Below are 20,005 nucleotides of genomic sequence, written 5' to 3'. Positions count from 1 at the left end.
CCTCACGCCGTCGCCAGCACGACCGGCGCCGCCAGGCCCTCCCACTCGGCGAGGAGTACGCCGTCCGCCGGCGTGACGGCGTCGAGGTCGACGACCCGGAGCACCTCGACCGTCGGGTCGTCGTCGAGGCTCGGGACGCCCCACGCCCGGATGGACGAGGGGTACTCGGTCGGCGGGCCGTCGTCCTGGTGGAGGTACTGCATCGCCTCCCGGGCGCCGGTCGCGATCACGTCGGCCAGCACGGCCCCGTAGACCGGGTCGGTCAGGGCGTCGTACACCCAGCGGTGGCCGAGCACGGAGTGCTCCATGGTGCTGACCAGGGTCGCGCCCTCGAGCGGCGCCCCGCGGTAGGTCAGCGGCACGTGCAGCACGGTCCCACCGGCGGTCCGCACGACGAACGCCTCGATCCCGACCTCGCCGTCCGGGTCGTCGAACCGGAACCGGCCGACCAGCTCGAGCCCGTCCGCCGCGTCGGCGCCCCACGGCTGCGTCGGCACCCACCCCTCCAGCACCTCGAGCTTGGTGGGCGTGAGCGTCGCGTCGTACAGCAGGGCCATGCCGCGGACGTTAGCGAGCGGGCGCCCGACCGCGCGCGCCACGACGAGCAAGTGGCAGCGGAACGACGAGAAATGGCAGTTCGGCACACTCGTCCCCATGACACAGAGCCTGTCCGGGATCGTGCCGAGCATCATCGACGCCCACATCCACCAGTGGGACCCGTTCACCACACCGCGGGAGGCGTCGAGGCTCGCGCCGCTCTATGACCGGGCGCCGCGGCTGATGGATCGGCTGCTGCCGGTCGTGCTCGACCGGGGCACGCGCGAGCTGATCCTGACGGCCCGGCACGCGGCGCGGCCCTATCTGCCGGCGGACTACGCCGCCGACGTCGCCGGCACGGTGGCCGCGGTCGGCGTACCGGTCGAGGCCGCGATCCACATCCAGTGCGGTTGGCACGAGGGCAGCCCGGTCGGGGAGACGGAGTGGCTCGAGACGCTGCCGTTCGGACGGGACGGCAACCCGCGGCTCGCCGCGATCGTCGCCGAGGCGGACCCGCGCGAGCCGGGCTTCGCCGACCTCCTCGACGCCCACGCCGCGGCGAGCGGGAGGTTCCGCGGCGTCCGGTTCATGACGACCTGGCACCCGGACAAGGGCGTGAAGAACTGGATCGACGAGGACGGCGTGATGAAGTCGTCCGCCTTCCTGCGCGGCTTCGCCGCGCTTGCCGAGCGCGGCCTGACCTTCGACTCCTACGTCTACTCCCACCAGCTCGGTGAGGTCGTCACGTTGGCGAAGGAGTACCCCGACACCACGATCGTCCTCGACCACTACGGCCCGCCGGTCGGCGTGATGGGACCGATGGGCAGGTCGACGGCCCGTACGCCGTCCGACCGCGCGGCGCTCCTCGATCGATGGCGGGATGCGATCGCCGAGGTCGCCGCATGCCCCAACGTGGTCGCCAAGCACTCCGGTATCGCGTTCCCCAGCCTCGGCCATCGCGAGCCCGGGCTCTCCCGCGAGCAGCTCGCGGAGAAGGTGCGTCCGCTGGTCGACCACACCACGGACGTCTTCGGCGAGGACCGGCTCGTCTTCGGCTCCAACTACCCGATGGACAAGTCGATCACGACGTACCCGGCGATCGTCGGCGCCCTGGTCGACCTCCTCGCGCCCCGAGGCCCCGACCTCCTGCGCAAGGTCTTCCGCGACAACGCGATCGCCACCTACCGCCTCTAGAGCCCCGACGGTCGAGGAGACCCGCAAGCCCCGGTGGTCGACGGCCCCGGTGGTCGAGGAGACCCGCAAGCCCCGGTGGTCGACGGCCCCGGTGGTCGAGGAGACCCGCAAGCCCCGGTGGTCGACGGCCCCGGTGGTCGAGGAGACCCGCAAGCCCCGGTGGTCGAGGAGGTCGCGCAGCGACCGTCACGAGACCCCCGGGGCTACAGCCGACCTCAGTCCGCCTTCCGCGCCGCCTTCTTCGCCTCGGTCAGCTCCTCGAGCCGCTCGGCGTCGGCCCGCTTCTCGCTGGCCTCCTGCTCGGTCTCCCGGGCCTCGTCCAGCTCCTTCTTCGTACGGCGCTGCGCGGCCTGCCGCTTCGCCGCAGCCGCGGTCTTCACCCGCTGCTCGTCATGCCCGACCTGCTCCTCGCGCGCGGCGGCGAGACGCTCGGCCTCCGCCTTCTTCTCGGCGGCGGTCTTCCGCGCCCGCGCCTCGGCCTGCTGCTTCTCGCGCAGCTCGACCTCGTCGGCCTCCTCGAGACCGGTGGTCACGCGGTCCTGCGCCTCCTCGCGCTTGGCCGCGGCCTCCTTGCGAGCGGTCGTGACGGTCTTGTCGGCGTACTTCCGCTTCGACGCGGCGTGCTGCTCGAGATCGGCCGCGGCGGCGAGCCGGCTGGATCGCTCGAGCCGCTCGGACCCGCGCTGGCTGATGTCGTCGTTGCGGAGCACGGTGCCGGCGAGCCGATCCGCCGTACCGAGCGTGCGGTCGACGCTCAGCCGGGCGTAGGAGTTGTCCGGCAGCCGCTCGGCGAGCTTGCCGACGACGTCGAGAGGTCGTCGCGCGACCTCGTAGGGAAGGGCGATCAGGTTCTTGATCATCGTCTGCTCCTCACTTCTCGGTCTCGGCGCGCAGCTCGGCGGCGCGCTGGTCGGCCAAGGCGGCCTCGCGCTGCAGCTGCTCGCGCTCGGCGACGCCCTGCTGCTCGGTGATCTCGGCGTCCGCGGCGAGGTGCTCGGCCTCCTCGGCCCGCGAGGCGGCCACCTGGTCGGCGTCGGCCTCGGCCTCGGCGGCGCCCTGCGCTGCCTGAGTGGCCGCTGCCTGCTCCGCCGCGGCCTCCTCCTGCCGACGCCGGCGCTCGATCTCCGACTCCTGCTGCTCGGCCCGCTCCTCGGCGGCGCGCTCCTGCTGAGCCGTCTCGGCCGTGGTCTCTCGGAGGTCCTGGACGGCCTCCTTGCGCTCGGCATCGGCGATGGCCGCGTCGGCGACCGCCTCACGGCGCTTGTCGGCCTCGGCCTGCTGCAGCTGTCCCTCCTCGACCAGCTCGCCCTTGCCGGTCACCGCACCAGCGACTTCCTTCGCCTTGCCGGCGATCTTGTCCACAAAGCCCTCACGGGCCTCTGCTGCTTTGTCGTTGGTCATAGGTGTGCAGTGCCCAGTACCGGGCCGGAGAGACGGGTCAGAGCCTGTGACCTATCGCATCGCATGCGCCCGCTACTGTCCACCCATGCAGGGATCCGTGACCGTCCACATGAACGCGCCGGCCAAGGTCGTCTGGGACCTCGTCAGCGACGTCACCCGGATCGGCGAGTTCAGCCCGGAGACCTTCGAGGCGGAGTGGCTCGACGGCGCGACCGGCCCGGCCGTCGGCGCCCACTTCCGCGGCCACGTCAAGCGCAACGGCGTCGGGCCGATCTACTGGACCAAGTGCAAGGTCACCTCGTGCGAGCCCGAGCGCGACTTCGGCTTCGGGGTGTACGGCGGCGGCGCGCGCGTGAACAACTGGCGCTACGAGCTCACCCCCACCGACGACGGCGGCACCGACGTCACCGAGTCCTTCCAGCTCGAGCAGCGCGGCGTACTGAAGGTCTACTGGGCGCTGCTCGGCAAGCTCCGCGGCAAGACCAACGAGAACGGCATGCGCAAGACCCTCGAGCGGATCAAGGCGGTCGCCGAGGCCGAGGCGGCTACCAACGGCTGACGCCCGGCCCTGCAGAACCCGTTCGGCCGGGGAGATCCTCGCGGCCTAGGGTCCGCAGCATGAACAGCGTGGCGGACGTGGGCGGGCGGGTGGCGCAGCGCTACCGGGAGCTCGACCTGCCCCCCTGGCCCGACCCGCACCCGGGGATGAGCAGCCCCGCGGACGAGGAGTACTCCCGCGTCACCGACGGCGGCCGCTACCGGATCGTCCAGGAGCGGTCGCGGCTGTGGGCTGCGGAGCTGGGAGCCGTTCCCGGCGTCACCGCAGCGCCGCTCGCGGAGTCCGACGTCGAGCCCGACCCGCACCGGATCTTCGTCAGCGGCACCCGCCTCACCTCCGAGCGGGCGGGCACGCTGCCGCTCTATCTCCTCGAGCTGGACGTCAGGCTCACCGCGGAGGAGGGCAGCCTGCCGGTCCTGCGGATCGGCGTCGGCCGTCCCGAGATCGTCGTCCAGAGCCTGCCCGACTGCGGCTGCGACGCCTGCGACTCGGGCTCCGCGGACCTGCTCACGACGATCGACGAGACCGTCGCCCGGATCGTGGGCGGCCCGCTCGTCGTGCTCCGTGGTCCGGGCTGGCAGGCCGAGTGGTCCCCGGACGGCTCCTCGGTCGGCGGCACCCCGGGAGCACCGGACTTCCACGACATCACCGAGCGCTGCCGTCGCCTGGCCGGAGGCGAGACCGTCGAGCTGCCACCGGGCACCGAGGCCTTCGTCGGGCGCGCCTGGTTCGGCTGACGGCCGGCGAGGTCAGCGCTGCACGGCGTACGGCGCCTCCGCCGAGCGTCCCTGGAACTCCAGGATCGCCGGGTTGACGACCTGACCTTCGCGGATCTCGATGGCCCGCGCCAGCGTCTCCTCGGTATCCCAGCTGGCAGCGCCTTCGAGCACCGGCCGCAGGAACGGGATCAGCGCGTGGCTGTTCTCCCAGGTCGCGGAGTTCCAGAGGTACGACGGGCTGTGGTCCACGGCGTAGTAGAGGACGTTGTCCCCCACCACGAACGCCGGGTCGTCGAACGTCGTCGGCTTGGCCCAGCTGAAGCCCATGCCCAGGTCGCACGACACGTCGACGATCACGCTGCCCGGCCGGAAGGCGTCCAGATCCTCGTCGTACAGGAAGATCAGCGGCTTCGTGGGGTCCTGGAAGGTGCAGTTGACGACGATGTCGGCCTGGGCGAGGTACGCCGGCAGCGGCTCGCGGCCCCGCTCGGTGATCACGTGGCTCGGCTTGGTCGCGTCGTCATCGTGCTCGAACTGGCGGATCCGCACCGAGTGGATCGGCGACCCGACGGCCGCGACGGCCCGGTTGGTGAGCACCGCGACCTCGTGCACGCCGTGGGCATTGAGCGCGGTCACCGCGCCCCGGGCGGTAGCACCGAACCCGATCACCACCGCGTTCATCCGCCGGCCGTAGTCGCCGGTCAGACCGGCCAGCTGGAGCGCGTGGATCACCGAGCAGTAGCCCGCCAGCTCGTTGTTCTTGTGGAACACGTGCAGCCCGACGGAGCCGTCCACGGTCCAGTGGTTCATGGCCTCGAAGGCGATCAGCGTCAGCCGGCGGTCGATCGCGATCTGGGTCAGCTCGGCGTCCTGCACGCAGTGCGGCCACCCCCACAGCACCTTGCCCTCACCGATGCTGGCGACGTCCGAGTGCTGCGGCTTCGGCAGCACCACGACGTCCGACCCGGTGAGGATCTCGTCCCGCGAGGCGAAGCCTGCGACGTGCGGCAGGAGCGCATCGTCCGCGACCCCGAACCGGGCGCCGTACCCGTGCTCGAGCGTCATCCGCTCCCGGATGTCCGCATCGAGGTGCGGGAGGTGGTCCGGGTGCAGCGGGAGCCGGTGCTCGTTCTCCTTGGCAGAGGAGCCGATGACCCCGAGGGTCAGCAGTGTCACTTCTTCTTCGCCGGGTGCATCTGTTCGGTGAACGTGGTGTCGTGGTCGCCCTTCGCCCGCTTCTCCGCGCGCTTCTCCTTGATGGACTTCGCGGACTTCTTGGACATGTTCTGACGCGGCGACTTGTCGCTCATGGCGAGTCTCTCTGAGAGGAAGCCTGAATGGCTCCGTGAGCCGACACTACGCCCCATTCGGTGGGCGTATCGAGACCCAGAGGCCTTGGTGGTCGAGGAGGTCGCGCAGCGACCCTCCCGGTGGTCGAGGAGGTCGCGAAGCGACCGTCACGAGACCCTTGAGCCCACTACGCCACATGTACGACGAGCGCGGCGACGACCAGCGCCAGCGTCATGACGTCCACGGCGAGCATCACCGCCGTGTCCCGCACCCGCAGCCGCGACCCGAGCGCGCCGATCATCAGCACCGCCAGCCCGACCAGCGCCGCCGTACCGACCCAGCCCACGCCGAGCCCGACCAGTACGCCGACCGCCCCGAGCAGCTCGAGCACCCCGATCAACCGCCACAGCCCGGGCGGTACGCCGAGGTGATCACGGACCGCCAGACTCTGCGGCACGCCGAACACCTTGATCGAGCCGCTGAACAGGAACGTGGCCGCGACCAGGATCGAGAGCAAGGTGTCCATGAGTCCTCCTGACTCAGCAGGGTCCCACGTCCGCCGGTGGTTGAGGTGCGAGGCGCCCCAGCGCCGAGCCTCGAAACCTCCGGCCCCCTCAGCTCCTGGTCTTCCCCTCGCGCAGCATCTCGAGCGCCTGCGCCACCCGCCGCGCCTTCGTCTCGTCGCGCTTCGCCTCGGTGATCCACCGCGCGTACTCCTTGCGATGGGTGAACGCCAGCCCGTCGTACGCCGCCTTGGCGGTCAGGTCGTCCGCGAGTGCCGCGGCCAGCTCGGCCGGCACCTCGACCTCGCGCGGCTCCTCGTCGAGCGCGAGAACGACGTCGACCTCGTCGCCCGCCTCGACACCGGCGCCGGCCCGCACCTCGCGGTTGAGCCCGACCAGGAATTCGCCGCCCATCCGCGCGACGCTCGTGCGCCACGTGTAGCCGTTCACCGTCGCCGCGACCGGGAACCGCTTCTTCCCCTGGCCCAGCTCGGCGACCTGGTCGTCGTCGAGGACGACGGCGGCCGCCGGCCCGCGAGGGACCAGCGTCGTACGGAAGCTCAGGCTGCCCATGCGCGGATCGTACGGTTCGAGCAGCGCTCAGTCGTCGAACTGGAACCCATCGGCCCCGGCGCGATCGATCAACGCGCGAACCGACGCGGGATCGTCGAGATGCGGTTCGAGGACCGCTTGCAGACGCAGCAGGTCCGCGCGCGGTCCCGCGGCGCTGAACATGTCCGCCTCGGAGTCCAGGTCGAGCTTCGCGACCAGGTCGGGCGCGAGCAGGGTCGCGACGCCCTCCCAGAAGTAGCCGTTCGGTTCGTGCCCCGCGGCGATGATCGCGTCGTCGGCCGGTAGCCCGCCGCAGGCGAAGACCAGCGAGTGGCCGCCGCCGTACTCGACCAGCTTCGAGCGGGTCACTCCCCGAGCCCCGCTCGCCGGGTCAGCTGTCCCACGTGTCCATCACGTCGAGGTTGCGGAACGTCGGCGGACCGTCGCACAGCTCCATCATCTTCGCCGCGAACTCGCTGGTCTCCGAGCGGTTGGAGTTCTCCATGGCCGAGTCGTAAGAGTCGAACTCGATGATGTTCAGGTAGGTGTTCGGGCGGTCGCGGTCCGCGGTGAAGGTGCCGCGGACGACCAGACCCGTGTTCGAGCTGGCCCGCATCTCCTCACCGAGGGCCTTCACCTCGTCAATGCGGGTGGTCGTGAACTCGATGATCTGCACGAAGCCGGACATGGCGTCCTCCTGAGAATCGATCGGTCCCCTCAGCATCCCGCTACCGTGCCGCCTGAGCCATGGCTCGATACGACTAGACGGGCAGCCGCGAAGCTCCCCGCGCTCACGTGCGTGAAGGGCTGACACGCGCGGTGGTGAAGGTGGTGGACCAACGGCCGTCACCACCGTCGCAGCCCCCGGCGGCGTTCTCGATGCAGCAAGCCGGGCTGATCAGGGGCACACTGGGTATGTCGGCTCGGCCCTGTCGGTGCGTCGGCGGCACGACCTCGAGCATCGGGAGCGGTCAGCACCCGGGCGGAGCATCAGCAGAGGACGACCGAGCATGAGCGACCGCGAGACCTGGGCAGAGAGTGCGTACAAGATCCTGGGGGACGTCGCCGGCCGCTACAACGCCGTCATCGAGTACACCCAGCTCGGCAACGACATCCAGGAGCACAGCGGCCTGATGACGACGAAGGCCGTCCGGAACTGGATCAGCGGCGTGCTCGAGGACGTCGCGAAACGGTGCGTCGACGAGGGCATCCCGCCGCTGACGTCGCTCGTCGTGCGCAAGGACACCGGCATGGTCGGCGACGGGTACGACGCCGTACTGGTCGCCACCGGCGTCGCCCCCATCGACGACCCGATGAAGCGGGAGAAGCACGCCGCGCAGGCGCGGCTCGAGTGCTACCGCTGGGCCAATGCGACGGACCTTCCGGCCGACGGCGGCCGGGCCGCCCTCACCCCCAAGTACGCCGCGTCCGCGGCCCGCAAGGCAAAGGCCAATCCCCCGGCCGTGAAGGTCTGCCCGACGTGCAACATGGCGCTGCTCCCCACCGGCGTCTGCGACAGCTGCGGCTGACAGGGAGCTCAGCGACGCCCCGCCTTGCCGCTCGGACCCGGATGCCCCGGCTTGTCCTTGGCTGGGTCAGAGTGATGCGTGTCGTCCACCAATGAGACGAGAGCCCGGCCGAATGCGTTCGGCAGGTCGGTATTGACGAGGGCCACCCCTGTGAAACCGATCGCCACTGCTGTGGCCAGCCCCAAGAGAGCCCGGCCCGCGCGCCCGGACGACTTCGCTCGCGCGGGCCGGGTCCGCCGGCCGGCTGGTTTGTTTGTCGCAGCTGACCGCCGGGGTTCTCGATGCACACTGCGTTCGGTCGCCGGCCGCAAGGCAGCCTTGAGGTCGAAGCAAACCTGCTGGCGTTGCGCCGGGTTCAGTTGGGGCTCGCGCGTGCTCAGCATCTCGACCAGATTCGAGGTCGAGCACAGCAGAACACCCTTCGCGCTGCCCGTGACCTCGGCATCTCGAACGAAGCACAACACCGGCACCACCAACCGTGGTGGGACGCTCCGCGTCATCTGACCAATGGCGATCGCACCCTGAGTCGCGCCGGCAACCGTGCTGTCGCGCCGCCGTCCGTCCTGTCGAAGGGTGTCGTCCTGTACGTCGAGGCGCCCGGACCAGTTCTTGCTGTCGATAGCGAACACTCCGGGCGGACCGACGACGACGTGATCGACGTTCGCGAACCGGCGTCCTGGCCACCGGATGTCGTGGAAGACCGTCCAATCGGCCGGCGGCAGTTCGCCGAGCACGGCGGCCGTGGCCCGCTCGCCCTCAGCGCCACGCTCATAGCGCTGCGCCGACTGGTGCAACCGCGTCGCCCGCTCTCTCATCCGGCGTGCGGACTCCGCCGCGGATTCTCCCGCCATGTCTCCCCCACCAGCTGTGCCAGCCGACCCTCGCACGCACCGTAAGCAAAATGCGGCCGGCTGTCCGGCAAAGCCGAGATCGGGTGCCCCTGGTCCTTGCCGCCGGGAAGGTCAGGCGCGGCTTGCCGCGAACGGGTGGCAGCGAGCGCTCACAGGGTTAGCGTGGCCGGGTGGCGCACGACGACGACGTCGACGGCGGCGAGCTCACCGACTTCCTGAACCGCCTGGCCGCCCGGACACCGACCCCGGCGGGCGGCTCCGTCGCGGCGCTGTGCACGGCGCAGGCGGCGGCGCTGGTCGCGATGGTCGCGCGCTACTGCGACACCGAGGAGCTGGCCGAGCGGGCCGAGGGCCTGGTCGACGAGGCCCAGCGGCTGATGGCCGACGACGAGCGAGCGTTCGGTGCGGTCGCCGCGGCGTGGAAGCTGCCGCGAGGCTCGGAGCACGACGCCGACCGACGCGCCGCGATCAACGACGCGCTGCTCGCGGCCTCCGAGCCGCAGGCGCGGCTCGTCGAGACCGCGGTCGACGTACTGGTCCTCATCGACCAGCTGCGGCACGCCGCCGCGCCCCGGCCCGGGCTGGCGTCCGACCTGGTCGCCGCCGCCGAGGTGGCGCGGACGGCGTCGGCGATCGCGCGGATGAACGTGGAGTCCAACGTCCGCACCCTGCCGGACTCCGAGGAGCGGGAGCGGCTCCTGCGACGGATGGGTGTGATGAAGGGGAGGGCATGAATGCTGTCGGACATCGAGATCGCGAACGCGGCTGAGCTGCGTCCGATCATCCAGGTTGCCCAGGACGAGCTGGGCATCGACGCGGACCACCTGGTCCCGTACGGCCACCACAAGGCGAAGGTCGACCTCGGCTACGTCCAGTCGCTCCACGAGCGGCCGCTCGGCAAGCTGATCCTGATGACGGCGATCTCGCCGACGCCGGCCGGCGAGGGCAAGACAACGACCACGGTCGGGCTCGCGGACGCGCTGCGCGGGCTCGGCAACAAGGCGATGGCCTGCCTGCGCGAGCCGTCGATGGGCCCGGTCTTCGGCATGAAGGGCGGCGCCGCCGGCGGCGGCTACTCCCAGGTCGTGCCGATGACCGACATCAACCTGCACTTCACCGGCGACTTCGCCGCGCTCGCCGCCGCGAACAACCTGCTGGCAGCGCTGATCGACAACCACATCCACCACGGCAACGCGCTCGGGATCGACGTACGGGCCGTGGACTGGCGACGCGTCGTCGACCTCAACGACCGGGCGCTGCGCGATATCGTCGTCGGCCTCGGCGGTACGGCGAACGGGTACCCGCGCGAGAACGGCTTCGACATCGTCGTCGCCTCCGAGCTGATGGCGATCCTCTGCTTGACCGAGTCCTGGGCCGACCTCAAGCAGCGGATCGGCGACATCGTGATCGGCTACACGCGCGACAAGAAGCCGGTGACCGCCCGCGACCTCGAGGCTCACGGCGCCATGGCGGTACTGCTGCGCGACGCCCTCGCGCCCAACCTCGTGCAGACACTCGAGCACACGCCGGTCTTCGTGCACGGTGGCCCGTTCGCCAACATCGCGCACGGCTGCAACTCGGTCATCGCCACCAAGGCCGCCCTGCGGCTGGCGGACTTCGTCGTCACCGAGGCCGGCTTCGGCGCCGACCTCGGCGCGGAGAAGTTCGTCGACATCAAGTGCCGCAAGTCCGGCCTCCGCCCCGACGCCGCCGTCGTCGTGGCCACCGTCCGGGCGCTGAAGTTCCACGGCGGGGTCAACATGCCCGACATCGCGAAGGAGGACCTCGGCGCGATCGAGCGCGGCATGGCCAACATCGAGCGGCACCTGCGCAACGTCCGCGAGGTCTACGGCATCCCGTGCGTGGTCGCGCTCAACCGCTTCCCGACCGACACCGACGCTGAGGTCGCCCGCGTGGTCGAGCTGGTCGACGAGCTCGGCGTCCGCGCGTACCCCGCCACCCACTTCGCCGACGGCGGCACCGGCGCCACCGACCTGGCCAAGGGCGTGCTCGACCTGCTCGACAACGCCGGTGAGTCGACGTTCTCGTTCACCTACCCCGACTCGCTCCCGCTCAAGGACAAGGCCGAGACGATCGCCCACCGGCTGTACGGCGCGTCCGTCGTCACCTGGGACGTCAAGGCCAAGCGGCGGCTCGAGCGCCTCGAGGCCGACGGGTACGGCGACCTGCCCGTCTGCATCGCCAAGACCCAGTACTCGTTCTCCGTCGACCCCGCACTCCGCGGCGCCCCCACCGGCCACGACCTGCACGTGCGTGAGGTTCGACTGGCTGCGGGCGCCGGGTTCGTCGTACTCGTGTGTGGGGACGTGATGACGATGCCCGGCCTCCCCGCCAAGCCCGCCGCCGCCGGCATCGACCTGCTCGACGACGGGACGATCGTCGGCTTGTCGTGAACTCGCTACGCCCGTCGGGGCGTCGCGCCATCCTGTGCCATGCGCATCGGCACGTGGAATCTCGACGGCCGCTGGGACGCACGCCACCGCGACCTCGTGGCCCGTCTCGAGTGTGACGTCCTGCTAATGACCGAGGTGCCCGACCAGGTCGACATCCCAGGCATGCGAGGACACCGCACGACCGAGCCCATGGTTCCGGGTCGAGCCTGGGCCGGCGTCTTCGCTACCGAGGTCACCGGACTCGCCGATCCGCACCCGGCCGCGGCGCTCGCGACGGTCGACGGACTCCGGGTCTGCTCGTCGGTGCTGCCCTGGCAAGGGTCGGGCCGTTGGTACCCGTGGGGCGGCGACAACGACGGCGACCGAACGGCATACGCCGTCGACGCGATCGCTGCTGCTGCACCGAGGATCTGGGGCGGAGACTGGAACACGTCGTTCGCGCCCACGGGGTACGCCGTCGCGCCGACAAGCCGGACGCTCCTTTGGTCAGCGGCCATGCGGCTGGGCCTCGTCATCACAACGACCGCGCTGGTCCACCAGGAGGGATCCGACCTCACCATCGACCACATCGCCGTGCCGACCTCATGGAGCACCCTTGAGGTCGAGCACCACCGGGCTGAGTGCAACGGTGTTCTGCTCTCGGACCATGACGCATACGTCGTCGAGGTCCACCGCACCTGAGGTGCGCCTCACCGCCGGCGCCGGCGCTTGCGTCGGCCTACGTCAGCGAGCCGCCGGAGCGGCGACGCGGGCGCGCGGAGCGACCGCGGTTGGCATCGCCGACACCGCAGTGGACTTCGCAGACGCGTTTCCGCGGAGGTCCACGCTGCTAACGGAGAACCAGTAGGTCACGTCGTTCTGGAGCCCTGTGACGTCGACACTCTGCGCGCCGGTGGTCGTGTAGAGCGACCACGCCGTTGAGTCGGTCCGCACCCAAACCTCGTTGTGGGAGAAGTCAGCTGGAGTGACCTGAGACCAACTGAGCTGGACCGTGCCGTCGCCCGGGACGGCGACCAGGTTGGTCGGCGTCGGCGGAGGCGTCTGGTCGGTGGCAGTGAGCATCCTGACGCGCGACTGCTCGGGCGCTGCTCCTCGATGGCGCAGGGCGACTGCCCGGTAGGCGTCCGTGCCCAGATTCGCGGTGACGGCGAACTCGGCTTGGCCGCGACGATTGACGCGGGCTCTGCTGACAGTTCGCCAGGTGCCTCCTGACCGTGCCTGCAGAACCACGGGGCGGCCGGCCCGAACAGGAGTCGCGCGGACGCGCGCCTGAACCCTGGCACCTTCAGCGACGCTGTGATCATCGAAGCTGAGAGAGACCCGCTGCCGCTGGATGGCAAGAGTGCGCGTCCGGCTGGTCGCAGCGGAGTACCGCTTGTTGCCCTTGGTGACCTGCTGCACGACCGCGCGGTACGCCGTCGACGTCCTGGGGGCCTTGAAGGTTCCAGTGATCACGCCGCGCCCACCGGTGGTTCCGTGAGCGAAGTTCCTCCAGCGTCCGTTGACCTTGCGCTGGACCACGATCTCCCGGCTGATCGCAGGGCGGACCGACGCCGTCAGCCGATAAAGCTCACCCGCGATCCGCTTGCCTGGCCGAACGGCGAGCCGAACTGTCGAGTGCACGTTCGTGATCTGCGGCTGCTGGTCTCCTCCGCCTCCGCCCCCACCCGGAAGGGTCGTGCCGTAGTAGTACGGCGCCGGATTGTCCTCGCAGGCGATCCCGTCGCCGTCAGCGTCGAGGCGATCGGGGTCGGATTGCGGTCCCCCGTGGTTCAGGAAGTAGATCTGCGCGGCTCGTTGGCTCGGGAAGTCACTGCAGTCCATGTCCCTGGCGACAGCCGAGGGAGCCGGTACGGCGAAGCCCACCGTGGCGAGGGCTGCGGCGACCACGAGGGCGGGCTTGAGGAGCTTCACTGCGATGTGTCCTTGGTGTGGAAGTTGAGAGCAGCCCAGGCGTCCGGAGCGTCCGCATTGAGCTGGATGCGTTGCGCGGTGGCACCCAGAGGTCGAGGCGCAACCGACCGGAGAAAGGTAAAGACCGTTCGGGGCTTCGCGCAGCCAAACCGGAGCGAACTATTCGGCGTGACCAGTGGTCTAGTCATTTAGGACCAAGTCGCGGCGCAGGCTGAGGCCCTCGAATAACCCGTTAGCCCGAGTGACGAGGCGGGCCTTATGTTTCATCCGTCGCCGGCCCACTCGGCCGGCAACGGAATGGAGAGCACCATGACCACCGAGCAGCGAAGGATGCACGCGAACCGCCCAGCGGTCCGCGCCCTGCACGCTGCCCGGTGCGAGTACCTCTCCGGGCCCCGGCGCCGGGACGCCGAACACCCCAGCTGCTGACCACAGCGCCCCTCACCCCATCCCTTTAGCTCAGCCGGACAGAGCGCCGCGCTACGAACGCGGAGGTCCCGGGTTCGACTCCCGGAGGGGGTACTTCACGACCGTTGGTCGAGGAGGTCGCGAAGCGACCGTCACGAGACCCGAAGGAGGCAGATCACGATGGACACCATGCAGACCGAGCTGCCCTTGCGCCTGCCCGGCGCCCAGGCAGAGACCCTGATGTGGGCGCGCGTCGAGGACGTCGAGCAGGCCGCGATGGACCAGCTGCGCAACATCTCGCGGCTGCCGTGGGTCGAGGGCGTCCGCGTGATGCCCGACGTCCACCTCGGCAAGGGCGCGACGGTCGGCTCGGTCGTGGCGATGCGCAACGCCGTCTCCCCCGCCGCGGTGGGTGTCGACATCGGCTGCGGCATGCAGGCGGTGCGCACGAGCCTGACCACGGCCGACCTCCCCGACGACCTGCACGCACTGCGCCTGGCCGTCGAGAAGGCGATCCCGGTCGGCTTCGCCGCGCACTCCTTGGCGCCCGACGTGAACCGGCTCAAGCTCAATCACGGGCGGTTCGCAGGCTGGGACCGCTTCTGGCGCCGCTTCGGCGAGTTCCACGGCGGCGTACAGGACCGCGAGCGCAAGGCGAAGCAGCAGATGGGCTCGCTGGGCGGCGGCAACCACTTCATCGAGCTGACGTCCGACGAGACCGGCCAGGTCTGGCTGATGCTGCACTCCGGGAGCCGCAACATCGGCAAGGAGCTCGCCGAGCGCCACATCCATGAGGCCAAGGGCCTGGAACACAACCTCGGTCTGCCCGACCGCGACCTGGCGGTGTTCCTGTCCGGCACCAAGGAGATGGAGGCCTACCTCCGCGACCTGTACTGGGCTCAGGAGTACGCCGCCCGCAACCGCGCCGTGATGATGGCGCTGTTCTGCGAGGTGGTCGCCCGGGAGTTCGCGGCGCGCGGTGTCGAGGTGAGGTTCGGCGAGCAGATCTCCGCGCACCACAACTACGTGGCGCAGGAGACCTACGACGGCGTCGACCTGATCGTCACCCGCAAGGGCGCGATCCGGGCCGGCGCGGGCGAGTACGGTCTGATCCCCGGATCGATGGGCACCGGCTCGTACGTCGTCAAGGGCCTCGGCAACGAGCAGTCCTACTGCTCCGCGTCCCACGGCGCGGGCCGCCGGATGTCGCGCAACCATGCCAAGCGGACCTTCACCGTCGACGACCTGGCTGCGCAGACCGCCGGCGTGGAGTGCCGCAAGGACAAGGGCGTTCTCGACGAGATCCCCGGCGCCTACAAGGACCTCGAGTCCGTGATCGAGGCGCAGACCGACCTCGTCGAGGTCGTCGCGAAGCTCACGACGCTCATGTGCGTGAAGGGCTGAAGACCCGTGGCCGGCCGCTGCCGCGGCCGGCCACAAGTCGTACCAGCGCAGGGCACTGCGGGCGCCGTTGGTCGCGCAGTACATTGTGGCTTGGACGCGGCTTTGCGATGACGCGAGCGGATCTGCGTCAGAATCGATTGCTCTTGCCTAGGTTGCAGGCCTGACAAAGTGTCTGCAGATTCTCCGTTACGGTTGTTCCCCCATTACTAACCGCGACAATGTGGTCCACGTGTAGTCGAATGCCGTCCTCCGAGGAAGCGCCGCACATTCGACACCGATAACCATCGCGTCGCAAGACGTCCGCCCTCAGACGGTCAGTCATCCGATTGCGCTCTTGCTGACGCAGGAAATGAGTGGTGGATCGCGTTTCGCGAATGGTCCGCAACTCTTCGAGCCCACGGCGCATGTCCTCAACCGAAAAGTCGAGCGCCCTCCCGTACGAATTCCTGCCCTGGGGACTCGTATACGTTACGGCACAACGCATATGCATCGGACTGTACGGGCTCGTCAGGGTCATCGTGTCAAATTGCTTCCGCTCGATCCTTACAAAGGCTGACCGCCCGATCTCATCGGCGGATGACTTGCCCAGATGGGCGTCCGCCAGACTCGCGCGGTGCATCATGTACTCCTGGTAGGCGGCCCAGGAGAACAAGCGCTGATCGATCTTCGGCTGAATCTCCTGCTCAAACGTGGACAACTGTCCGAGGAAGAACTTCCGCAGGTCGTACCGGTCATACTTCGCTTTGGAACTAACGGCGTCGACAAATTCATATGCAGCGGGGGGCGGGGCCTGCAGGCGAGGCGCATACGCAGTATTCAACTTGGCGAGCTCGGCCAGTGCGACGCTGTGAGCAAGCACAGCACGTCGGTGGCGCGCGTTCAGCCTGACCATAATCAGCCCGAACGATCCTGCCCCTATCCCGGCGGCAAGCGTCGCGATCAGGAGCACCAAGGTCTCGGCGTCCATGCATGGACGGTATTCGGTAGTCGGCGGACGCGGGTGCGGATCCCGGAAGGACCTGCGGCACAGAACACCTTCGACTGGATCGTCCGTGGCTCGGTGGGCGACCGCACGCCTCGGCTGATCGAGGGCTTCGTGCGGGCACAAGAGGCCGGCGACACGGCGACCTGGGCGGCGCTCGTGCGCGAGTACGGCCTGTCGTGGGAGATGCTCCCCGACGCCGCACATGGCGAGGTCGCGGTCTGGGACGCGCTGCACGACAGCGGTGTGCCGCAGACGGCGCTGATGCGTCAGCTTCCGCGGCCGACCCGGCTCGGCATGCTGCCGGACATCGGCGGCCGTACCGACGAGGTCGTCGCCCAGCTGACCGACCCCGCTCGGCTGCGCGCGGCCCGGGTGCACCCGGTCAACGTGCTGGTCGCGCAGCGCACCTACGCGTCCGGCCACTCGGCGCGCAGTGGTGCGACCTGGGCGCCGTCGCGGAAGGTCACCGACGCGCTGGACGCCGCGTTCTACACGGCGTTCGGCGCGGTGAAGCCGTCCGGCAAGCGCACGCTGCTGGCGGTCGACGTGTCCGGCTCGATGACCCAGTCGATCTCCGGCATGCCGATCTCGGCGCGGGAGGCGTCCGCGGCGCTGGCGCTGGTCCAGCTCGCGACCGAGCCGTCGGCGACGGCGGTCGGTTTCACGAGCCGGTACGGCGCCCGCACGTGGCGGGAGTCCGCACTGGCGCCGCTGCGGATCTCGCCGCGGCAGCGACTCGACGACGCCCTGCGCGTTGCCGACGCGATGCCGTTCGCGGGCACCGACTGCACCCTGCCGATGATCTACGCGACGGAGAAGCGGCTGAAGATCGACACGTTCGTCGTCTACACCGACAACGAGACCTGGGCAGGTGCGATCCACCCGCACCAGGCGCTCGCCGAGTACCGCCGCCGGTCCGGGATCGACGCGAAGCTGATCGTGGTCGGCATGACCGCCACCGGCTTCAGCATCGCCGACCCCAGTGACTCCGGCATGCTCGACGTCGTCGGCTTCGACGCCGCCGTGCCGTCGCTGATCACGGAGTTCGCCCGCGGACTCTGACGGTCGAGCTGGTATGACGCCCGGGGCGGCACCGACAGGTGCCGCCCCTGGCTATTCGCCTCGCAACTAGCCGCCAGGACGCTTGACGATTTCTGCCGACGGACCGCTCGCGGGATCCCTGTGGCACGGTGGTGACATGCCCTCGGAGCAAGCAAACCGGATCCAGCACCAGCTGACTGTCGTGCGCGACGGAGCCAACCTTGCCGTCATCGGCGAAGAGGGACGTCACACGCTATGTGGTGAGGTGAAAACACTTCTCAGCCACTCGGGGCAAGAACCCGGTCGCCCGCAAGACCTCGCCGACGTCGCCGCGGGAGCATGCGGCGCGCCATCGAGGGCCTTCTGATCACTACTGCTCGGCCACGCTCCTTGAACCTCCACTCGGTCGCGCTGCCCGTACCGCAGGCCCGAAGTACGGATGCGGATCCTGTGGCGCAACGAGTGTCGGTGCGGCTGAACTGGTCGCTGGTCCGGGGGGAACTGCAAGGACGCCTGCACCTCCTCGGGGGATCATGTCCGAGGACGGGGTCGCCTTCGATCTCGCCGCCATCTGATCGCCACGCGGTCACAGATCCGGGGATCCTTCGATCGGCCCTGGCATGCTCGGGCCGTGCCGCGACTCGATCTTGAGCCCTGGCTGCGAACAACGTGCAGCGTGTACTCGTTCGACCTCCGCGGGATCTTCCAGGCGCGCGGTGATCATGACTGGCCGCTGGTAGCGCACAGCGAGGCAGAACTCGACACCCTGATCGCATCCGGCGGTCATCTGCTGCCGCTCCCGAAGGAGCCAGCGGCGCTGGCAAACGTGCTCGAGGTGGGGATCGTTGACTACCTCTTAGATGCAGCAGGCGAGTTGGACGGCGTCGAGACACGTCGCGGGACCGAGCGCGGCTATCCCGATCTGGAATTCACGGGTGATGCGCTCGACGGGGAGTTCCACGCCGTCGACATCAAGATCGCCCGACGAAAGAGCCTCAAGAAGGGCGTCAGCAAGAACACCGACAGCCGCATCACGCTCTACACGGGCAACACCTACTTCCGGTATCCGAAGCTGCACTGGCCCGGCACCTTCCGGCCGTTCGAGGACTACGCCTCACATCTCGACGTCATCGGCATCTATACCCTGAACGAAGAGTCGACGTCGCGCGTCGATGACCTCGAGCTGATCGTGCAGCCGTCGTGGAAGATCGCCAGCAGGCAGCGCTCGTCGACCACGCGCGAGTACATCGGCGCGGTCGTGGATATCGAAGCCCTCCGCAACGGTGACGGCGAGTTCAGCACGCCCGACGAGTTCTACAAGTTCTGGCGCAAGTACCCCTTTAAGATCGGTCGCGTCGTCCAGCAGCAGCTCGACAAGCTGCTGGCCAGCCAGGACTCCTAATGTCGACATTCGGCGAGCGTCCAGCGAACCGTCGGACCGTGCTGGCAGAGTGCAGCCATGAGTAGCTCCCAGGGCATCGCCATCTCGTTGTTCTCCGGCGCAGGCGGGCTAGATCTGGGCGCAGAGCGGGCCGGCTACCACGTCCGAGCAGCCGTTGAGTACGACCGCGACGCCGCGCTCACCATGGAGAAGAACTTCTCGGGGCTGGCGTCGCCGGTTATTCAGGGCGACATCCTTGACATCCCGACCAGAGAAATCCTCCGGGCTGCCGGCCTGAAGGGACGTGAGCGCCCTGAGCTGCTGATCGGCGGCCCGCCATGCACCCCGTTCTCGAAGAGCGGCTTCTGGCTGGAGTGGAAGCGCGAAGGCCTTGACCCCGACGCCTCGCTGCTGCAGGCCTACACTCGCGTGCTCGCCGAGGCGAAGCCCCGCGCCTTCGTGCTCGAGAACGTATACGCCCTGACTTACAACAACAAGGCCAGCCGCCCAGCCTTCACCCGGTTGCTTAAGGAACTGCACGAGGCCGGCTACGAGTTCAACTACCGGGTGCTAAATGCCGCCGACTACGGCGTGCCGCAGGCCCGGCCGCGCCTCTTCATCGTCGGTGTACGTAAGGGCGGCAAAGTTCCCGAGCTGCCGGAGCCGACCCACGGGGGCCTCTGGGAGCGACGGGCGAGCGGCAACGGAGCACGGCCGCACGTCACCGCCGGCGAAGCCTTAGCTGGACTCGTCACTGACCCCGAGCCGACCGAGGTCGTGCGCGGCACCTGGGGCCACCTGCTTCCGGGCATCCCGCCAGGCGACAACTACCTGTATTACACGGCCGAGCGCGGCCACCCCGAACCGCAGTTCACCTACCGCAGCCGCTACTGGTCGTTCCTGCTCAAGCTCGATCCGAACAAGCCGTCACCGACCATCCAGGCGCAGCCCGGGCCGAATGTCGGTCCCTTCCACTGGGAGAGCCGTCGCCTCCGCGTCGCGGAGGTCAAGCGCCTCTTCACATTCCCCGACGAGTTCGAACTGGTCGGCACGCGAGCGCGAGTTCAGGCCCAACTCGGAAACTCGGTGCCACCGCTCCTCGCTCAAAAGGTCGTCGAACAGGTCGCCGCAACCAACCGAAGCCAGTGAGTCCTCGAGACCTTCACATCGGCGGCCGCGAACCCGTCAACACAGCGATCTAAGCGGCCGTCCGTTCGCCTGCAAGATGCCGCGCTTCTGAAACGGATCTACTACTAAACGGCGCGACTGGGTCGGGAAGTGCCCTACGTCCGCGGCCCGTGGAGACCCCGAGGCCGCACGGCT

General features: G+C 69.3%; 23 protein-coding genes and 1 tRNA gene. 12 read left to right on the top strand and 12 right to left on the bottom strand.

Annotated features, from left to right (window positions below; genetic code table 11):
• Positions 1–2: 2 nt before the first annotated feature.
• Positions 3–557 carry a CG0192-related protein gene (locus ABD709_RS00950; RefSeq protein ID WP_344771895.1) on the bottom strand — a complete coding sequence of 185 codons (555 nt, stop codon included), beginning with the start codon at positions 555–557 and terminating at the stop codon, positions 3–5.
• A gap of 97 nt (positions 558–654) precedes the next feature.
• Between ABD709_RS00950 and ABD709_RS00945 the strand changes: the two genes are divergently transcribed.
• Complete coding sequence (locus ABD709_RS00945) at positions 655–1,731, top strand: amidohydrolase family protein (RefSeq protein WP_344771894.1); 1,077 nt, start codon at positions 655–657, stop codon at positions 1,729–1,731.
• A 215-nt stretch (positions 1,732–1,946) separates the two neighbouring features.
• Here ABD709_RS00945 and ABD709_RS00940 read toward each other — a convergent pair whose 3' ends face one another.
• Both ABD709_RS00940 and ABD709_RS00935 read right to left on the bottom strand, forming a co-directional pair.
• Positions 1,947–2,591: a hypothetical protein gene (locus tag ABD709_RS00940; RefSeq protein WP_344771893.1), complete on the bottom strand. Its 645-nt coding sequence runs from the start codon at positions 2,589–2,591 to the stop codon at positions 1,947–1,949.
• 10 nt (positions 2,592–2,601) lie between these two features.
• On the bottom strand, positions 2,602–3,093 hold the full coding sequence (locus ABD709_RS00935) for a hypothetical protein (RefSeq protein WP_344771892.1): 492 nt from the start codon (positions 3,091–3,093) through the stop codon (positions 2,602–2,604).
• Positions 3,094–3,217: 124 nt separating this feature from the next.
• Here ABD709_RS00935 and ABD709_RS00930 point away from each other — a divergent pair, with 124 nt between their 5' ends.
• Positions 3,218–3,691 carry an SRPBCC family protein gene (locus ABD709_RS00930; RefSeq protein ID WP_344771891.1) on the top strand — a complete coding sequence of 158 codons (474 nt, stop codon included), beginning with the start codon at positions 3,218–3,220 and terminating at the stop codon, positions 3,689–3,691.
• 59 nt (positions 3,692–3,750) lie between these two features.
• A complete protein-coding gene (locus tag ABD709_RS00925) occupies positions 3,751–4,428 on the top strand; it encodes a DUF6226 family protein (protein WP_344771890.1) in 678 nt (225 codons plus the stop codon).
• Positions 4,429–4,440: 12 nt separating this feature from the next.
• Here ABD709_RS00925 and ABD709_RS00920 read toward each other — a convergent pair whose 3' ends face one another.
• From ABD709_RS00920 to ABD709_RS00895, 6 genes are all read right to left on the bottom strand, one after another.
• Positions 4,441–5,586, bottom strand: a complete 1,146-nt coding sequence (locus tag ABD709_RS00920) for a N(5)-(carboxyethyl)ornithine synthase (protein ID WP_344771889.1) — start codon at positions 5,584–5,586, stop codon at positions 4,441–4,443.
• On the bottom strand, positions 5,583–5,720 hold the full coding sequence (locus ABD709_RS00915) for a hypothetical protein (protein WP_344771888.1): 138 nt from the start codon (positions 5,718–5,720) through the stop codon (positions 5,583–5,585). The genes ABD709_RS00920 and ABD709_RS00915 overlap by 4 nt, the downstream gene beginning before the upstream one ends.
• 167 nt (positions 5,721–5,887) lie before the next feature.
• Positions 5,888–6,226, bottom strand: coding sequence for a DoxX family protein (locus ABD709_RS00910; RefSeq protein WP_344771887.1), 339 nt, complete (start codon positions 6,224–6,226; stop codon positions 5,888–5,890).
• A gap of 88 nt (positions 6,227–6,314) precedes the next feature.
• On the bottom strand, positions 6,315–6,776 hold the full coding sequence (locus ABD709_RS00905; RefSeq protein ID WP_344771886.1) for a YdeI/OmpD-associated family protein: 462 nt from the start codon (positions 6,774–6,776) through the stop codon (positions 6,315–6,317).
• Positions 6,777–6,803: 27 nt separating this feature from the next.
• On the bottom strand, positions 6,804–7,124 hold the full coding sequence (locus ABD709_RS00900) for an Imm51 family immunity protein (RefSeq protein WP_344771885.1): 321 nt from the start codon (positions 7,122–7,124) through the stop codon (positions 6,804–6,806).
• Between the two features lie 22 nt (positions 7,125–7,146).
• Entirely contained in the window at positions 7,147–7,443 is a 297-nt protein-coding gene (locus ABD709_RS00895) for a hypothetical protein (RefSeq protein ID WP_344771884.1), read from the bottom strand.
• 322 nt (positions 7,444–7,765) lie between these two features.
• Here ABD709_RS00895 and ABD709_RS00890 point away from each other — a divergent pair, with 322 nt between their 5' ends.
• Positions 7,766–8,284: a hypothetical protein gene (locus ABD709_RS00890; protein ID WP_344771883.1), complete on the top strand. Its 519-nt coding sequence runs from the start codon at positions 7,766–7,768 to the stop codon at positions 8,282–8,284.
• Positions 8,285–8,292: 8 nt separating this feature from the next.
• Here ABD709_RS00890 and ABD709_RS00885 read toward each other — a convergent pair whose 3' ends face one another.
• On the bottom strand, positions 8,293–9,135 hold the full coding sequence (locus ABD709_RS00885) for a nuclease-related domain-containing protein (protein WP_344771882.1): 843 nt from the start codon (positions 9,133–9,135) through the stop codon (positions 8,293–8,295).
• A 170-nt stretch (positions 9,136–9,305) separates the two neighbouring features.
• Between ABD709_RS00885 and ABD709_RS00880 the strand changes: the two genes are divergently transcribed.
• From ABD709_RS00880 to ABD709_RS00870, 3 genes are read left to right on the top strand one after another with little or no spacing between them, the layout of a single operon-like run.
• Positions 9,306–9,869, top strand: coding sequence for a cyclodeaminase/cyclohydrolase family protein (locus ABD709_RS00880; protein WP_344771881.1), 564 nt, complete (start codon positions 9,306–9,308; stop codon positions 9,867–9,869).
• On the top strand, positions 9,870–11,549 hold the full coding sequence (locus ABD709_RS00875; protein WP_344771880.1) for a formate--tetrahydrofolate ligase: 1,680 nt from the start codon (positions 9,870–9,872) through the stop codon (positions 11,547–11,549).
• 39 nt (positions 11,550–11,588) lie between these two features.
• A complete protein-coding gene (locus ABD709_RS00870) occupies positions 11,589–12,230 on the top strand; it encodes an endonuclease/exonuclease/phosphatase family protein (RefSeq protein ID WP_344771879.1) in 642 nt (213 codons plus the stop codon).
• Between the two features lie 42 nt (positions 12,231–12,272).
• Here ABD709_RS00870 and ABD709_RS00865 read toward each other — a convergent pair whose 3' ends face one another.
• A complete protein-coding gene (locus ABD709_RS00865) occupies positions 12,273–13,463 on the bottom strand; it encodes an excalibur calcium-binding domain-containing protein (protein ID WP_344771878.1) in 1,191 nt (396 codons plus the stop codon).
• 448 nt (positions 13,464–13,911) lie between these two features.
• On the opposite strand from ABD709_RS00865, the gene ABD709_RS00860 reads away from it, so the two are divergent.
• Together ABD709_RS00860 and ABD709_RS00855 are read left to right on the top strand one after the other, a co-directional pair.
• Positions 13,912–13,985 (top strand) — tRNA-Arg (locus ABD709_RS00860).
• Positions 13,986–14,051: 66 nt separating this feature from the next.
• Entirely contained in the window at positions 14,052–15,275 is a 1,224-nt protein-coding gene (locus tag ABD709_RS00855; protein ID WP_425574999.1) for an RtcB family protein, read from the top strand.
• A 127-nt stretch (positions 15,276–15,402) separates the two neighbouring features.
• Here the strand turns inward: ABD709_RS00855 and ABD709_RS00850 are convergent, their stop codons facing one another.
• A complete protein-coding gene (locus tag ABD709_RS00850; RefSeq protein ID WP_344771877.1) occupies positions 15,403–16,242 on the bottom strand; it encodes an HNH endonuclease in 840 nt (279 codons plus the stop codon).
• Positions 16,243–16,275: 33 nt separating this feature from the next.
• On the opposite strand from ABD709_RS00850, the gene ABD709_RS00845 reads away from it, so the two are divergent.
• The 3 genes from ABD709_RS00845 to ABD709_RS00835 all read left to right on the top strand — a co-directional run bounded on the left by ABD709_RS00845 (position 16,276) and on the right by ABD709_RS00835 (position 19,831).
• Positions 16,276–17,322: a TROVE domain-containing protein gene (locus tag ABD709_RS00845; RefSeq protein ID WP_344771876.1), complete on the top strand. Its 1,047-nt coding sequence runs from the start codon at positions 16,276–16,278 to the stop codon at positions 17,320–17,322.
• 655 nt (positions 17,323–17,977) lie between these two features.
• Positions 17,978–18,703: a type II restriction endonuclease gene (locus tag ABD709_RS00840; protein ID WP_344771875.1), complete on the top strand. Its 726-nt coding sequence runs from the start codon at positions 17,978–17,980 to the stop codon at positions 18,701–18,703.
• A 57-nt stretch (positions 18,704–18,760) separates the two neighbouring features.
• Complete coding sequence (locus ABD709_RS00835) at positions 18,761–19,831, top strand: DNA cytosine methyltransferase (RefSeq protein WP_344771874.1); 1,071 nt, start codon at positions 18,761–18,763, stop codon at positions 19,829–19,831.
• Positions 19,832–20,005 lie beyond the last annotated feature (174 nt).

Origin of the sequence: Nocardioides panacisoli (assembly GCF_039537325.1) — a bacterium.
Lineage (GTDB): Bacteria > Actinomycetota > Actinomycetes > Propionibacteriales > Nocardioidaceae > Nocardioides > Nocardioides panacisoli.
Note: the sequence above shows the minus strand (reverse complement) of the source record. Positions and strands in the feature narration are given on the sequence as shown.